The following is a 15,566-nucleotide window of genomic DNA, read 5'->3' as shown; positions in this document are numbered from 1 at the left end:
CGGGCGGCAGCACGGCCCGGGGCTGCGCTCGGGCGCCCGGGCGGACGGGCGGGACCCGATGCCGCTGATGGCGGCGCTGGAGCGGCTGCGCACGGAGCGCGGCTGGGAGATGCCGTTGGCGGACGCGGGCGTGATGGAGCGCTGGCCGCAGCTCGTGGGGCCGGAGATCGCCGCGCACTGTGAACCGGAGCGGTACGAGGACCGTGAGCTGGTGGTGAGGTGTGATTCTTCGGCCTGGGCGGCCCAGCTGAAGCTGTTGGCGCCGCAGCTGGTGGCTCGGCTGAACACGGAGCTCGGGCAGGGGACTGTGCGGCTGATCAAGGTGCAAGGGCCTGGTGGGCGGGGGCGGCGGTACGGGCCGCTGCGGGCCCCCGGCGGCTCAGGTCCGGGGGACACCTGGGGATAGGCCCTGCCCGGTACCGCTGCGCGGAGCGTTTCCCCACCCCGCCCCTTCCCGAACCGGGACTGTGCCCCGGGCCCCGCGCGGTGCGGTGCGGCGCCGTTGTCGGGGGCTCTGCCCCCGAGCCCCCGCGCCTCAAACGCCGGCGGGGCTGGGATGGCCGGGGTTGCGCCCCGGGCCCCGCGCGGTGCGGTGCGGCGCCGTTGTCGGGGGCTCTGCCCCCGAGCCCCCGCGCCTCAAACGCCGGCGGGGCTGGAATGGGGCGGGGTTGTAATGGCCGGGCTGCGGGCCGCCACGTCAGTGGTGTCCCTCACGGTAGCCGGAGGTTGACAGGCCGAAGCGCTGGATGCCCGTGTGAGCCTCTTGGAGCCCCGTCCTGAATATGGGGAGTCGGGAGAGGGAGGTTCAGGGCGGCACATGCGGACTCAGGTACCGGCAAACCCCCATCATTGTCAGTGCTACCGGTAGACTGAATGGTAAGTCCCGCCCGCTTGCGGGATCAGCCGAGCAACACTGACAACGCAGATCGACGCAGCCGCTCCTGCTGGCATGTCCGCCGGCCCGGAGTACGGCCTGTGCTGTGCCAGAAAGGGCGCTTCGTGGCCGATTCCGGCAACCCCAACGAGAACAATCAGTACACCGCCAGCAACATCCAGGTCCTCGAGGGCCTGGAAGCGGTCCGCAAGCGGCCAGGTATGTACATCGGCTCGACCGGCGAGCGCGGCCTGCACCACCTCGTCTACGAGGTGGTCGACAACTCGGTCGACGAGGCGCTGGCCGGGCACGCGGACACCATCGACGTGACGATCCTGGCCGACGGCGGCGTACGCGTCGTGGACAACGGCCGCGGCATCCCGGTGGGCATCGTCCCGTCCGAGGGCAAGCCGGCCGTCGAGGTCGTGCTGACCGTGCTGCACGCGGGCGGCAAGTTCGGCGGCGGCGGCTACGCGGTCTCCGGTGGTCTGCACGGCGTCGGCGTCTCCGTCGTGAACGCCCTGTCCACGAAGGTCTCCGTCGAGGTGAAGACCGACGGCCACCGCTGGACGCAGGACTACAAGATGGGTGCCCCGACCGCGCCCCTGGCGAAGCACGAGGCGACCGGCGAGACCGGCACCTCGGTCACCTTCTGGGCCGACGGCGACATCTTCGAGACGACCGAGTACTCCTTCGAGACGCTCTCGCGGCGCTTCCAGGAGATGGCGTTCCTGAACAAGGGCCTGACGCTGTCCCTGACGGACGAGCGCGAGTCGGCGAAGGCGACGATGGGCGCGGACTCGGCGGAGGAGGCCGAGACCGACCAGGCGCGCACGGTGAAGTACCACTACGAGGGCGGCATCGTCGACTTCGTGAAGTACCTCAACTCGCGCAAGGGCGAGCTGATCCACCCGACCGTCATCGACGTCGAGGCCGAGGACAAGGAGCGGATGCTCTCGGTCGAGATCGCGATGCAGTGGAACTCGCAGTACACCGAGGGCGTGTACTCCTTCGCGAACACGATCCACACGCACGAGGGCGGTACCCACGAGGAGGGCTTCCGCGCCGCGCTGACCGGTCTGGTCAACAAGTACGCGCGCGACCGGAAGCTGCTGCGCGACAAGGACGACAACCTCACGGGCGACGACATCCGCGAGGGTCTGACGGCGATCATCTCGGTCAAGCTGGGCGAGCCCCAGTTCGAGGGCCAGACGAAGACCAAGCTGGGCAACACGGAGGCGAAGACCTTCGTCCAGCGGGTCGCGCACGAGCACCTCAACGACTGGTTCGACCGCAACCCGAACGAGGCCGCGGACATCATCCGCAAGGCGATCCAGGCGGCCACCGCCCGGGTCGCGGCCCGCAAGGCGCGCGACCTGACCCGTCGCAAGGGCCTGCTGGAGAGCGCGTCGCTGCCGGGCAAGCTGAGCGACTGCCAGTCCAACGACCCGACCAAGTGCGAGATCTTCATCGTCGAGGGTGACTCCGCCGGCGGCTCGGCCAAGTCCGGCCGCAACCCGATGTACCAGGCCATCCTGCCGATCCGCGGCAAGATCCTGAACGTCGAGAAGGCGCGGATCGACAAGATCCTCCAGAACACCGAGATCCAGGCGCTGATCAGCGCCTTCGGCACCGGTGTGCACGAGGACTTCGACATCGAGAAGCTCCGCTATCACAAGATCATCCTGATGGCGGACGCCGACGTCGACGGCCAGCACATCAACACCCTGCTGCTGACCTTCCTCTTCCGCTTCATGCGCCCGCTGGTCGAGGCCGGCCACGTCTACCTGTCCCGCCCGCCGCTCTACAAGATCAAGTGGGGCCGCGACGACTTCGAGTACGCGTACTCGGACCGCGAGCGCGACGCCCTGGTGGAGCTCGGCAAGCAGAACGGCAAGCGGATCAGGGAAGACTCCATCCAGCGCTTCAAGGGTCTCGGCGAGATGAACGCCGAGGAGCTGCGCGTCACCACGATGGACGTCGACCACCGCGTGCTCGGCCAGGTCACCCTGGACGACGCGGCCCAGGCCGACGACCTGTTCTCGGTGCTGATGGGTGAGGACGTCGAGGCCCGGCGCTCCTTCATCCAGCGCAACGCCAAGGACGTCCGCTTCCTCGACATCTGAGTCGGCCGCCTAGAGCCGCCTGAAAGGATCTGAAGACCAGCAATGGCCGACGAAACCACTCCCGCGCCCGAGAGCACGGAGCTCCAGGAGAACGAGGAGCAGCAGCTGCGCATCGAGCCCGTCGGGCTCGAGACCGAGATGCAGCGCTCGTACCTCGACTACGCGATGTCCGTCATCGTCTCCCGCGCGCTGCCCGACGTACGGGACGGCCTCAAGCCCGTCCACCGGCGCGTGCTGTACGCGATGTACGACGGCGGCTACCGGCCCGAGAAGGGCTTCTACAAGTGCGCCCGCGTCGTCGGTGACGTCATGGGTACGTACCACCCGCACGGCGACACCTCCATCTACGACGCCCTGGTCCGCCTGGCCCAGCCGTGGTCGATGCGCATGCCGCTGGTGGACTCCAACGGCAACTTCGGCTCCCCGGGCAACGACCCGGCGGCCGCCATGCGCTACACCGAGTGCAAGATGGCGCCGCTGTCGATGGAGATGGTCCGGGACATCGACGAGGAGACCGTCGACTTCCAGGACAACTACGACGGCCGCAACCAGGAGCCGACGGTCCTGCCGTCCCGCTTCCCGAACCTGCTGGTCAACGGCTCCGCCGGTATCGCCGTCGGTATGGCCACCAACATCCCGCCGCACAACCTGCGCGAGGTCGCCGAGGGTGCCCAGTGGTACCTGGCGAACCCGGAGGCCTCCCACGAGGACCTGCTCGACGCGCTGGTCGAGCGGATCAAGGGCCCGGACTTCCCGACCGGCGCGCTGGTCGTGGGCCGCAAGGGCATCGAGGAGGCGTACCGCACCGGCCGCGGCTCCATCACGATGCGCGCGGTGGTCGAGGTCGAGGAGATCCAGAACCGCCAGTGCCTGGTGGTCACCGAGCTGCCGTACCAGGTCAACCCGGACAACCTCGCGCAGAAGATCGCCGACCTCGTCAAGGACGGCCGGATCGGCGGCATCGCGGACGTCCGCGACGAGACCTCGTCCCGGACCGGCCAGCGCCTGGTGATCGTCCTCAAGCGGGACGCGGTCGCCAAGGTCGTCCTGAACAACCTCTACAAGCACACCGACCTCCAGACGAACTTCGGCGCGAACATGCTCGCGCTGGTGGACGGCGTGCCGCGCACCCTCTCGCTGGACGCCTTCATCCGGCACTGGGTGCACCACCAGATCGAGGTCATCGTCCGGCGTACGAAGTTCCGCCTGCGCAAGGCGGAGGAGCGGGCGCACATCCTGCGCGGCCTGCTCAAGGCGCTGGACGCGATCGACGAGGTCATCGCGCTGATCCGGCGCAGCGAGACCGTCGAGGTCGCGCGCGAGGGCCTGATGGGCCTGCTGGAGATCGACGAGATCCAGGCCAATGCGATCCTGGAGATGCAGCTGCGCCGGCTCGCCGCCCTGGAGCGGCAGAAGATCGTCGCCGAGCACGACGAGCTCCAGGCCAAGATCAACGAGTACAACGCGATCCTGGCCTCCCCCGAGAAGCAGCGGGCCATCGTCAGCGAGGAGCTGACGGCGATCGTCGAGAAGTTCGGCGACGACCGGCGGTCCAAGCTGGTGCCCTTCGACGGTGACATGTCCATCGAGGACCTGATCGCCGAGGAGGACATCGTCGTCACCATCACGCGCGGCGGCTACGTCAAGCGCACCAAGACCGACGACTACCGCTCGCAGAAGCGCGGCGGCAAGGGCGTGCGCGGCACGAAGCTGAAGCAGGACGACATCGTCGACCACTTCTTCGTCTCGACCACGCACCACTGGCTGCTGTTCTTCACCAACAAGGGCCGGGTCTACCGGGCCAAGGCGTACGAGCTCCCGGACGCCGGCCGCGACGCCCGTGGCCAGCACGTGGCGAACCTGCTGGCCTTCCAGCCGGACGAGCAGATCGCGGAGATCCTCGCGATCCGCGACTACGAGGCGGCCCCGTACCTGATCCTGGCCACCAAGGCCGGCCTGGTGAAGAAGACCGCGCTCAAGGACTACGACTCGCCCCGTTCGGGTGGTGTCATCGCCATCAACCTGCGTGCGCGGGAGGACGGCAGCGACGACGAGCTGATCGGCGCGGAGCTGGTGTCCAGCGAGGACGACCTGCTGCTGATCAGCAAGAAGGCGCAGTCGATCCGGTTCACCGCCACCGACGACGCGCTGCGCCCGATGGGCCGTGCGACGTCCGGCGTGAAGGGCATGAGTTTCCGCGAAGGAGACGAACTGCTCTCCATGAGCGTGGTCCGGCCCGGTACGTTCGTCTTCACCGCGACCGACGGCGGCTACGCCAAGCGGACGCCGGTCGACGAGTACCGCGTCCAGGGCCGCGGCGGTCTGGGCATCAAGGCCGCCAAGATCGTGGAGGACCGCGGGTCGCTCGTCGGCGCGCTGGTCGTGGACGAGAGCGACGAGATCCTCGCCATCACCCTCGGCGGTGGTGTGATCCGTACGCGCGTCAACGAAGTCAGGGAGACCGGCCGTGACACCATGGGCGTCCAGCTGATCAACCTGGGCAAGCGGGATGCCGTCGTAGGTATTGCGCGTAACGCCGAGGCCGGTCAGGACGCCGAGGAGGGCGAGGAGCCCGAGACGGCCGAGGGACAGGCCACCGAGGCCGCCGAGGATGCCTTGTCCTCGGCCGGGGAGCACGAGGAGTAAGTGTGAGCGGAGCCACGGGCGCCGGATCGGCCGGGGGTCCCCCCGGCCGACGGCTGGGGGATGGAGCGGACGGTGCCCGTGGCCCTGCCACGGACTCCCAGGGGGCGACGACCGTGACGGACACCCGGGGAACGCAAGCGCCGCAGGCGGAGGCCGGCAAGGCCGCCGGAAAGGCCAAGGACCGCGCCGGGCAGCCGTACCGCCCGCCGCAGGCCTACGCGGCCCCGACGGTGCCGGGCGGGCAGCGCCAGCCCCGTACGGGGGCGCGGACGACGCCCCGGACGCGCAAGGCGCGGCTGCGGGTGGCGAAGGTGGACCCCTGGTCGGTGATGAAGGTCAGCTTCCTGCTGTCGATCGCGCTGGGCATCTGCACGATCGTGGCGGCGGCGGTGCTGTGGATGGTCATGGACGCCATGCAGGTGTTCTCGACCGTCGGCGGCACCATCAGCGAGGCGACGGGCTCCAACGAGTCCAACGGCTTCGACCTCCAGTCGTTCCTGTCGCTGCCGCGTGTGCTGATCTTCACGTCGGTGATCGCGGTCATCGACGTGGTGCTCGCGACCGCGCTGGCGACGCTGGGGGCCTTCATCTACAACCTGTCGGCGGGCTTCGTCGGGGGTGTGGAGCTCACCCTCGCCGAGGACGAGTAGCCCTGTGACCAGCGATTTGGGAACTCCCGGGTCTGTGCGCTAATCTTCAGAGGTCAGCGCGCAGCGCGGAGGGGCTATAGCTCAGTTGGTTAGAGCGCATCCCTGATAAGGATGAGGCCACAGGTTCAAATCCTGTTAGCCCCACAGTACGGCGAAGGCCCGGCGGAGATGTCCGCCGGGCCTTCGCCGTTGGGCCCCCAGGGTTGGTCCCAGGTCACCGAACGGTATCGATCGGTGTGTATTGTTGGGCGCCAGAAGTCCCCTACGTCAACGAAAGACGAGGTCGCGCGGTGAAGAAGCTTCTCCTGGTCGCACTGGCCGCCATCGGCGGGCTCCTCGTGTACCGCCAGATCCAGGCGGACCGCGCCGAGCAGGACCTGTGGACGGAGGCCACCGACTCCGTGCCCTCGGGTTCCGGTGTGTGAGACCCAAGGCTGATCCCATGAAGCCCCGGCTGCCGCTGCGGCCGGGGCTTTGTGCTGTTCTGGGGCGAAAAGTTCAGTTTTGCAAAGTTTTTGCTTGCGTTGGCAAATCCGGGGTGGGTGCGATGGGTCAGGTGCGGAGAGCGGTACTGGCGGGGGCGGCGGCCCTGGTCGTGGCGGGGGCCGCGCCCGGTCCGGCGTACGCGGCGTACGCGGTGGACACGGCTGCTGAACCGGTCCCCGCCTACCGGACGGCGGACGGCGCGAAGAAGGTCTCCGGCGCCGCCAGTACGGCCGACGCCCCGCTGATCGAGGCCGGAAAGGTCTACGAGGACACGCTGGCCCCCGGTGACCGCTTCTACAAGCTCGACCTGGACGCGAAGTCCTCCGTCTACGTCTCGGCCGTCATGCGCCCCACGACGGGCGCGAAGGTCGGCTACTCCGACGGCATCGAGGCCGTGGTCATGACGACCGGCGGGAAGATGTGCACGAGCCGCGCCGGCAGGGCCACCTTCTCGTACGAGCCGCTGCTGCTGAGCGCCGTGGGCGTGCGGCGGCTGCAGGAGGACTCCGACTGCCAGCAGCCGGGCGTCTACTACGTGAAGCTGACCCGGACCGCCGGCAAGGACTACGACCAGAGCCCGTACCCGGTGGAGCTGAAGGTGCAGCGGGAGCCGGGCCTGACCACCGGCAGCGCCCCCGTCAGCGCGCCCAGCGGCTGGCCCACCACGGCGCCGGCGGCGCCGGCCGCGGACGCCGTGCCCCGCAAGGGCGGCACGGGCTTCAACGACGCCCGCGCGCTCGGCGCCGGGGTGTGGCGCGACGACCTGCGGCCGGGACAGACCCGCTTCTACCGGGTGCCGGTCGAGTGGGGCCAGCAGCTCGCCGTGAGCGCGGAGCTGGCCGGCGCCAAGCTGACCAAGGAGTACAGCACGGCGACCAACGGGCTGGCGGTCTCCCTGTACACGCCGTACCGGGACAAGGTCGAGGACAAGGACACCAGCTACGACGGCAAGCAGGCCGGCGTGACCCTGCCGCTGACCGCCCCGGTGGCGTACGAGAACCGTTTCGCCTCGGACGACAGCCACCGGGCGATGCGCGTGGCCGGCTGGTACTACGTGGCCGTGACCATGAGCCACAAGGTCGGCGAGTTCACCGAGGACGCGAGCCCGGTGCCGCTGACCCTGCGGCTGAACGTGGAGGGCAAGGCCGCTGCCGCGCCCCCGTACGCCGAGAGCCTGACGGCCGCCGGCTTCGGGGTGACCGGGGACGACCGGGCCGCCGCCCAGGACGGGCTGACGGCCCCCGAGTCCGCCGCGGCGGCCGACCGGCGCTCCACGATGGGCGTGGTGGCGGCCGGCGGCTTCGGCACCGGCACGGTGCTCCTGCTCGGCCTCGGGGCGTGGCTCTGGCTGGCGCGGCGGAGCGCTACGTCCGGGAGCGCTACATCTGGGTGAGGGCCCAGATCCCGACGGCGAAGCAGAGTACGGCGGCCAGCAGCACCCCGGCCGTGACGACCCGGCCCGGTGCCGGAATGCCGCCCGGGCGGGCGGGCGGCCGCGCCGAAGCCGCGGCGGGCGCCGACGGGAGCGGCTGCTGCGGGGTGGTGACCGGACCGCTGCCGCCCGCGGCAGCCCCCGGGGGCGGGAGGTGGAAACTGCCCGTCTCCGACGTCCCGTACGCCGACGTGCCGTAGGCCGACGTGCCGTACGCCGCTGTCCCGGAGGCCGCCGTACCGTACGCCGCCGTGCCGGCCGTCCCGCGCGGGTCGGTCCTGGTCGGCTCCGCCGCCACCGTCGCGGCCGCGGACGCCACCGTGGGCTCGGGTACGGGCTGGACCGGTACGGCGGGGCCCTGGCCGCCCTGGCCGCCCGGGACCGGGGCGCCCGGGACCGCGGAGGCGGCGGCTGTGTCCTCGGGGCCGTTCGGGCCGAAACCGGCCGGCAGCGGGCCGAGTTGGTCGAAGACCTCGACCGCCTCCTCGCCGGGGGCGGCCGGCGGCAGCAGCTCGACCGCCTCGGCAAGGGCCCTGCGCGCGCCCGTGGCCGTGCCGAAGCGCCGGGCGGGGTCGGGGTGCAGCAGGTTCACCACGACGTGCCACAGCGGCGCGGGGAAGCCCTGCGGGCAGGCGGGGGCACCGTGGGCGTGGAAGTGCTCCACGAGGGCCTGGGAGTCGGGCTTGCTGCCCTGGAGAAGGTACAGGGCGACCAGCCCGACGGCGTAGAGGTCGGCGGGGAAGTCCGGCTCGGCGCCCATCAGTTGCTCGGGGGCGAAGTAACCGGGCGTGCCCACCACGTAGTTGGTCTCGGTGAGCCGCGGCTCGCCCTTGCGCATGGAGATGCCGAAGTCGGACAGCCGCAGGTGCGGCAGGCCCGTCCCGGTGGCCTCCATCAGGATGTTGGCCGGCTTGATGTCCCGGTGGACGACCCCCTCGGCGTGCACCGCGGCCAGACCGGACAGCAGCTGGTCGAGGAGGGTGCAGACGAAGCGGGGCGGCAGGGGCCCGTAGTCCCCGATGACATGGCCCAGTGAGCCGCCGCTGACCAGGTCCATCGTGAAGAGGACCTTGTCGTCGTCGGCGGCCCAGCTGGCCGGGGCCAGTACGTGCGGGTGATCGATCCGCAGGGCCTGCTCGCGTACGAAGCGCAGCAGGGTGTGGGCGTCGCTCTGCTGCAGGACCTTGGCGGCGACGTAGCGGCGGCGCCGGTGGTCCCAGGCCCGCCACACCGCCCCCACACCGCCGCGGCCGATCGGATCGATCAGCTCGTACCGGCCGGCGAAGATCTCACCCATGGCTGCGCCCGTTCCCCCCTGTCCGTCGCTCAGTTCTGGTGTGCCTCGTAGTGCGCGACCGCTTCGGCGGTGCGCCCCGCGCCGTACACCCGGAGGAACTCTGCCAGTTCCGGGTGGCTGGGGGCGAGCGTGTCCGCCGCGTCGATGATGTCGCCGGCCGCGGAGACCGAGCGCAGCAGCGACTGGATCTCGCGGACCACGCGCTTGACGGTGGGCGCTCCCGAACCGGTCGGCGTCTGGCCGCTGTTGCTCAGGACCGAGCCGCCCTGGGTCTTCTTGATCTCGTCCATCCGGTCGGTGGCCTCGACCGCGCTGACGCTGCCGTCGGCGACCTGGCCGGCGAGCTCCTGGAGGGCCTGGACCCGCTGGACGACGGCCGGGTTGCCGATCTTGGCGCGCTGACCGCTCATCAGCTGCGACAGCATGGGAGCCGACAGACCGAGGACGGCAGCCAGGCGGGCCTGGTTCAGGCCGAGATCATCTATGAGCCGGCGGAAGAGGGCCCCGAGCGGCTCCCCGTACCAGCTGCGCTGAAGCTCTCGGGCTCTGGCGGTGGCCTCTTGCTGCACTGCGTCCACTCTTGGTACTCCCCTTCGCTGGTGCGAACCTCGCGAGCATCTTACGGAGAGTGGTCGCGGGGCGGGAGTCCCTATCATTTTGCGGGATGCGGGGGTACACCCGGTACTCTGGTCTGCGGAAGCGGCCGCTTCTTCACGGAGGCCGGTCACGTCCATTTCCCGGGGCTTTAGCTCAGTTGGTAGAGCGCTGTCTTTGCATGGCAGATGTCAGGGGTTCGACTCCCCTAAGCTCCACTCCAGAAGTGCCCCCTGACCTGCGGAAACGCGGCGTCGGGGGGCATTTTTCGTGACGGCTGCGGGCGCGTCGGCATCGCCGACCCGGCCGCCCGGACGAAGCCGACCGCCGCGACGACCTCCTGCTGGTCGACCTTCTCACCCTCTACGGAAGTTGACGCCCGGCAGAGCGGCGGGCACGGCGAGGAGCCCGGCCGCCGCCGCGGGTCCGGGCTCCTCTTCGTGGTGGCCTACTTCTGCTCGTCGTTCTCCGCGGACGCCTCGCGTTCCTTCGCCGCCAGTTCGTCGTCGAGGCTCGCCGGGACCTCCGTCGCCGCCGGCGGCTCCACCAGCCAGTCCGGGTTCGACTGCTGGTCCCACCACTTCCACGCCGCGAAGGCCGCGCCGGCCAGCAGGCCGACCAGGACGACGCCCTTGAGCGCCCGTCCGCACCGGGCCCGCCGCTCGCGTGCGCGCACCAGCCGCTCGACCTCGTGCGCGGAGACCTGGCCGCGCAGCGCCGCGAGGGCCGCCGTCGAACGTGACGCGGCCTCCTCGGCCACCGGCTGGGCCGCGGCCAGCGCGTGCTCCAGGCGCGGCTGCGTGACGGCGGCGGCGTGCTTGACCGCCTCGCGGGTGCGGCAGGCGGCCCGGGTCGCCGCGTGGTCGATGTTGGGTGGCACGTGCGCGCGCGCCGCCTTCATCCGGGGATGCAGATGGGTGTCGTACGCGTTGCGCGCATGGCGCGTGCCCTCGTGCGCCGCGTGGGCGACCATCGGGGCGAACCGCTCGTTGGCTTCGTGCGCGTAGTGCACGGCGGCGTCCTTCGCGTTGCCTACGTACGGTGCCATCGCGTCCGCTGCGTGCCGCGCCGATTCCCTCGCACTCTCCGCTGCCGCGCGCACGCTCTCCTTGGGGGTCACAGGATCCTCCTTCTCGGTGGCGGACACAGTTCACCTTTCCACCCTTTGTCGGATCATGCCTGCCATAGCGCCGTGGAGCATGCGTGACAGGGCATACGGGTGGCCGTTTTCTCCCGGATTTCTCCGGGGTGCAGCACAGCGTGCGAGGATCTGGGACCGACAGTGATGACTATGGAAGGCAGATTCGTGGCCGAGAAGCTTTACGCCACCCTGAAGACCAACCACGGCGACATCGAGATCGAGCTGCTGCCGAACCATGCGCCGAAGACGGTCCGCAACTTCGTGGAACTCGCGCAGGGCGAGCGTGAGTGGATCCGCCCCGCGGACGGCCAGAAGACCACCGAGCCGCTCTACGACGGGACGGTCTTCCACCGGGTCATCAGCGGATTCATGATCCAGGGCGGCGACCCGCTCGGGAACGGCACCGGCGGCCCCGGCTACCAGTTCGCCGACGAGTTCCACCCCGACCTGGCGTTCACCAAGCCGTACCTGCTCGCGATGGCCAACGCCGGCCCGGGCACCAACGGCTCCCAGTTCTTCATCACCGTCGCCCCCACCGCCTGGCTGACCCGCAAGCACACGATCTTCGGCGAGGTCACCGACAAGGCCAGCCGCGCCGTCGTGGACGCGATCGCCGGCCTTCCGACGAACCCGCGCACCGAGCGTCCGCTGGAGGACGTGGTCATCCACTCCGTGGTCGTCGAGAAGCGCTGAGCGGCGCAGAGAGAATCCGGGGTCGGGGGGACCGCATGGACGCCGGGCGTCGCGCGCCGAGGGACCCCCACCTGGTCACCAAGGTCCTCGTCGCGGTCGACGCGGTCGTCTTCCTCGTCTTCCTCGTCGTGCCGGCGGACCCCGGGACCAGGCGGCCGCTGGAACTCCTGGGGCTGTACGCCGACCGGCCCGGCGGCCCGGACCACGGCGTGGCGGCCGGTGAGTACCACCGGCTGCTGACCTCGGTGTTCCTGCACCAGACCTGGTGGCACCTGGCCGGCAACATGATCGGCCTGTGGGTCCTGGGCGGCCCGCTGGAGGCGGAGCTGGGCCGGGCCCGCTACCTCTGCCTCTACCTGCTCTCCGGCCTCGGCGGCAGCGCGCTGGTCTACCTGCTCGCGGAGCCGAACACGCCGACGCTCGGCGCGTCCGGCGCGGTCTTCGGCCTGCTGGGCGCCACGGTCGTCCACATGCGCCGGACGGGGGAGGACATGCGGCCGATCGCGGTGGTGGTCGTGCTGATGCTGCTGATCGGCTTCGTCCCGCTGAGCGCGGACGCGACCTGGACGGTGTCGTGGCAGGACCACGTCGGCGGGCTGGTGGCGGGCTTCCTGCTCGGCCTGGGGATGGTCCGGCCGCCGGCCGGCCGCGGCGGGGCCGCGCTGCGGTGGGGAAGCTGCGCCGCCGTGCCGCTGCTGGTGGCGGCGGCCGTCCTGGTGCGGACGGCCGAACTCACCTGATCACATCGGCGTCAATCTGACGCCGCCCACATACTTATCCACAGATGGTCTGAGTTTTGTCCTCAGCTGTGGACAGGGCTGTGGATAAGTATGTGCAGAACCGTGCGGAGTGCGGTTCGAACCTGTCTTACTTCCACTGCGTGGAGACGCCGAAACCTGCCGCGATGAAGCCGAAACCGACCACGATGTTCCAATTGCCGAGGGATTCGACCGGCATCTGGGTATCGGTCACGTAGAAGATGACAATCCAGGCAAGACCGATGAAGAAGAGCGCCAGCATCACCGGGGCCACCCAGCTGCGGCTCGTCAGCCGGATCGCCTGAGCCTGTCTGGCCGGCGGCGGCGTGTAGTCGTCCTTCTTGCGGATACGTGACTTCGGCACGAGGGTCTCTCCTGTCGATGCGCTGGGGACTTTGCCTCCCCCGGGCGTCCGTTAGCGTAGTGGTTCTGTGGCGTAGAAGGAGAAGCGTACGTTGAGCAATTCCGACGACTCCTCCGCGGGTCCCCGTCGCCGGACCGGAAGGCTGCGTGCGGTCCGGCTGCTGACGGCTGCCGTGTTCGCCCTCGCCGGCCTCATCTTCGTCACCAGTTTCAACACCTCCAAGGGTACGAACATCCGGACCGACACCTCGCTGTTGAAGCTGTCCGACCTGATCAAGGAGCGCAGCCAGAACAACGCCGAGCTGGAGCGGACCACCGCGGCCGTGCGCCACCAGGTCGACACCCTCGCCGACCGGGACGACGGCCGTACCCAGGCCCAGGACGCCCGGCTCGCCGCGCTGCGCGCCGCGGCGGGTACGGAGGAGCTGTCGGGCAAGGGCCTGACGGTCACGCTGAACGACGCCCCGCCCGGCTCGGGCGCCCGCATCCCCAACGTCCCCGAGCCGCAGCCCAACGACCTGGTGATCCACCAGCAGGACCTCCAGGCCGTCGTGAACGCCCTGTGGCAGGGCGGCGCCCGCGGCATCCAGGTCATGGACCAGCGGCTGATCTCCACCAGCGCCGTGCGCTGCGTGGGCAACACGCTGATCCTCCAGGGCCGGGTCTACTCGCCGCCGTACAAGGTGACGGCGGTCGGCGACCCCGGCGCGCTGAAGAAGGCGCTGGCGGCCTCCCCGGCGATCCAGAACTACCAGCTGTACGTCAACGCCTACGGGCTGGGCTGGAAAGTCGACGAGCACAAGGCGCTGACACTTCCCGGGTACTCCGGCACAGTGGACCTCCACCATGCCAAGCCCCTGGAGAGCAGCACGCCCTGACCGCGCGGCCCGCGCCGTACGCCTGGTGGTGCGGACGCTCAGCGAGCTGTGCCTGACGGCGGGCACGGTGATCGTGCTGTTCGTGGTCTACGTGCTGCTGTGGACGGGCGTCGAGGCGGACCGGGCGATGGCCGGGGAGCGGGAGCGGCTGCGCGACCGCTGGGCGGTACCCGCACCCGCACCCGCACCGGCGCAGCCGCCGGCGAACGGACAGCCTCTCCCGGCACCGGCACCGGCACCGGCACCGGCCCCGGCACCGGCGGCCGCGCCCGCCCCGCACGGCGAGGCCTTCGCCGAGATGTACGTCCCCCGCTTCGGCCCCGACTGGGTCAAGCCCGTGCTGGAGGGCACGGACCAGGAGCTGCTCAAGCGGGGCCTGGGGCACTACGCGGGCACGGCGGCGCCCGGCGGCACCGGAAACTTCGCCGTGGCGGGCCACAGGAGGACCCACGGGGACCCGTTCAAGGACGTCCCCGAGCTCCGCCCCGGGGACGCCGTGATCGTCAAGGACGCGGCCTCCTGGTACACGTACACGGTGCGGGCCGCGCCGCTGCGGACGCTGCCCACCGACGTCGGCGTCGTCGAGCCGGTGCCGCGCCGCTCGCCCTTCACCGGGCCCGGCCGCTATCTGACCCTGACGACCTGTGATCCGGAGTGGGGCCACAGCCACCGTCTCATCGTCTGGGCGGAACTCACCGAGACCCGGCCGGTGCAGCGGGGCAGCAATTAGGCTGGTGCGGAACACGTCAGTGGAAGGGACGGCATGTACGGCTGGATCTGGCGGCATCTGCCGGGCAACGCGTGGGTGCGCGCGCTGATCTCGCTCGTTCTGGTGCTCGCGGTGGTGTTCGTACTGTTCCAGTACGTCTTCCCGTGGGCCGAGCCGCTGCTTCCGTTCAACGACGTGACCGTCGACGAGGGAGCGGGAGCCACCCGGTGAGCGCGCGCATTCTGGTTGTGGACAACTACGACAGCTTTGTCTTCAACCTCGTCCAGTACCTGTACCAGCTCGGCGCCGAGTGCGAGGTGCTCCGCAACGACGAGGTGGAGCTGGCCCACGCCCAGGACGGGTTCGACGGTGTGCTGCTGTCGCCCGGCCCCGGCACCCCGGAGGAGGCCGGCGTGTGCGTGGACATGGTCCGCCACTGCGCCGCCACCGGCGTGCCCGTCTTCGGCGTCTGCCTGGGCATGCAGTCGATGGCCGTGGCGTACGGCGGCGTCGTCGACCGGGCCCCCGAGCTGCTGCACGGCAAGACCTCGCCCGTGGTCCACGAGGGCAAGGGCGTCTTCGCCGGACTGCCCTCCCCCTTCACCGCGACCCGCTACCACTCGCTGGCCGCGGAGCCCGCGACCCTGCCCGCCGAGCTGGAGGTCACGGCGCACACCGAGGACGGGATCATCATGGGGCTGCGGCACCGCGAGCACGACGTCGAGGGCGTGCAGTTCCACCCCGAGTCGGTGCTGACGGAGTGGGGCCACCGGATGCTGGCGAACTGGCTGGTGCGGTGCGGCGACGCGGGTGCGGTGGAGCGCTCGGTGGGGCTCGCCCCGGTGGTGGGCAAGGCCGTCGCGTGACCGCCCTCGCGCCGCCCGCGCCCGCGCCCACGGGCGGCCGGGCCGCGCGGCGC

Annotated in this window: 16 protein-coding genes and 2 tRNA genes; 14 read left to right on the top strand and 4 right to left on the bottom strand. The window is 70.5% G+C overall.

Features of this window, described 5'->3' with window-relative positions:
• The 7 genes from GPJ59_RS22495 to GPJ59_RS22465 all read left to right on the top strand — a co-directional run.
• The coding region (locus tag GPJ59_RS22495; RefSeq protein WP_219669106.1) for a DUF721 domain-containing protein at positions 1-406 on the top strand (406 nt) is incomplete at its 5' end.
• Positions 407-975: 569 nt separating this feature from the next.
• Complete coding sequence (gene gyrB / locus GPJ59_RS22490; protein WP_219669105.1) at positions 976-3,000, top strand: DNA topoisomerase (ATP-hydrolyzing) subunit B; 2,025 nt, start codon at positions 976-978, stop codon at positions 2,998-3,000.
• 42 nt (positions 3,001-3,042) lie between these two features.
• Entirely contained in the window at positions 3,043-5,646 is a 2,604-nt protein-coding gene (gene gyrA, locus GPJ59_RS22485) for a DNA gyrase subunit A (RefSeq protein WP_219669103.1), read from the top strand.
• Positions 5,647-5,648: 2 nt separating this feature from the next.
• Entirely contained in the window at positions 5,649-6,296 is a 648-nt protein-coding gene (locus GPJ59_RS22480) for a DUF3566 domain-containing protein (RefSeq protein ID WP_219669101.1), read from the top strand.
• Between the two features lie 70 nt (positions 6,297-6,366).
• Positions 6,367-6,440: transfer RNA gene (locus GPJ59_RS22475), tRNA-Ile, on the top strand.
• A gap of 146 nt (positions 6,441-6,586) precedes the next feature.
• Complete coding sequence (locus GPJ59_RS22470; protein WP_208809277.1) at positions 6,587-6,721, top strand: DLW-39 family protein; 135 nt, start codon at positions 6,587-6,589, stop codon at positions 6,719-6,721.
• Positions 6,722-6,843: 122 nt separating this feature from the next.
• On the top strand, positions 6,844-8,175 hold the full coding sequence (locus tag GPJ59_RS22465) for a hypothetical protein (protein WP_219669099.1): 1,332 nt from the start codon (positions 6,844-6,846) through the stop codon (positions 8,173-8,175).
• Here the strand turns inward: GPJ59_RS22465 and GPJ59_RS22460 are convergent.
• Both GPJ59_RS22460 and GPJ59_RS22455 read right to left on the bottom strand, forming a co-directional pair.
• The gene (locus GPJ59_RS22460; protein ID WP_219669097.1) at positions 8,162-9,511 is read right to left on the bottom strand and encodes a serine/threonine-protein kinase; all 1,350 of its coding nucleotides are present in this window, start codon (positions 9,509-9,511) and stop codon (positions 8,162-8,164) included. The two genes, GPJ59_RS22465 and GPJ59_RS22460, sit on opposite strands and share 14 nt — an antisense overlap.
• Positions 9,512-9,540: 29 nt before the next feature.
• Entirely contained in the window at positions 9,541-10,089 is a 549-nt protein-coding gene (locus GPJ59_RS22455) for a helix-turn-helix domain-containing protein (protein ID WP_219669095.1), read from the bottom strand.
• 161 nt (positions 10,090-10,250) lie between these two features.
• Between GPJ59_RS22455 and GPJ59_RS22450 the strand changes: the two genes are divergently transcribed.
• Positions 10,251-10,323, top strand: a tRNA-Ala gene (locus tag GPJ59_RS22450).
• Positions 10,324-10,553: 230 nt separating this feature from the next.
• Here the strand turns inward: GPJ59_RS22450 and GPJ59_RS22445 are convergent.
• Positions 10,554-11,225, bottom strand: coding sequence for a DUF5324 family protein (locus tag GPJ59_RS22445; protein WP_219669094.1), 672 nt, complete (start codon positions 11,223-11,225; stop codon positions 10,554-10,556).
• Positions 11,226-11,411: 186 nt separating this feature from the next.
• On the opposite strand from GPJ59_RS22445, the gene GPJ59_RS22440 reads away from it, so the two are divergent.
• Positions 11,412-11,939, top strand: coding sequence for a peptidylprolyl isomerase (locus GPJ59_RS22440; protein WP_219669092.1), 528 nt, complete (start codon positions 11,412-11,414; stop codon positions 11,937-11,939).
• Positions 11,940-11,974: 35 nt separating this feature from the next.
• Positions 11,975-12,679 (top strand): rhomboid family intramembrane serine protease, encoded by a 705-nt coding sequence (locus GPJ59_RS22435; RefSeq protein WP_219669090.1) that lies wholly within the window; start codon positions 11,975-11,977, stop codon positions 12,677-12,679.
• A 127-nt stretch (positions 12,680-12,806) separates the two neighbouring features.
• Here GPJ59_RS22435 and crgA read toward each other — a convergent pair whose 3' ends face one another.
• Complete coding sequence (gene crgA, locus GPJ59_RS22430) at positions 12,807-13,061, bottom strand: cell division protein CrgA (RefSeq protein WP_219669088.1); 255 nt, start codon at positions 13,059-13,061, stop codon at positions 12,807-12,809.
• 91 nt (positions 13,062-13,152) lie between these two features.
• Between crgA and GPJ59_RS22425 the strand changes: the two genes are divergently transcribed.
• The 4 genes from GPJ59_RS22425 to GPJ59_RS22410 are packed head-to-tail and all read left to right on the top strand — an operon-like array spanning position 13,153 to position 15,513.
• Positions 13,153-13,938 carry a DUF881 domain-containing protein gene (locus GPJ59_RS22425; RefSeq protein ID WP_219669085.1) on the top strand — a complete coding sequence of 262 codons (786 nt, stop codon included), beginning with the start codon at positions 13,153-13,155 and terminating at the stop codon, positions 13,936-13,938.
• Entirely contained in the window at positions 13,907-14,668 is a 762-nt protein-coding gene (locus GPJ59_RS22420; RefSeq protein ID WP_219669083.1) for a class E sortase, read from the top strand. The genes GPJ59_RS22425 and GPJ59_RS22420 overlap by 32 nt, the downstream gene beginning before the upstream one ends.
• A gap of 33 nt (positions 14,669-14,701) precedes the next feature.
• Positions 14,702-14,878: a hypothetical protein gene (locus GPJ59_RS22415; protein ID WP_219669074.1), complete on the top strand. Its 177-nt coding sequence runs from the start codon at positions 14,702-14,704 to the stop codon at positions 14,876-14,878.
• Positions 14,875-15,513, top strand: coding sequence for an aminodeoxychorismate/anthranilate synthase component II (locus GPJ59_RS22410; RefSeq protein WP_219669072.1), 639 nt, complete (start codon positions 14,875-14,877; stop codon positions 15,511-15,513). Before GPJ59_RS22415 ends, GPJ59_RS22410 begins: the two co-directional genes overlap by 4 nt.
• The last annotated feature ends 53 nt before the right edge of the window (positions 15,514-15,566 follow it).

Source organism: Streptomyces bambusae (genome assembly GCF_019400985.1).
In the GTDB taxonomy this organism is placed as follows: Bacteria; Actinomycetota; Actinomycetes; order Streptomycetales; family Streptomycetaceae; genus Streptomyces; species Streptomyces bambusae_A.
This window is presented reverse-complemented; position numbering and strand designations above follow the sequence as displayed.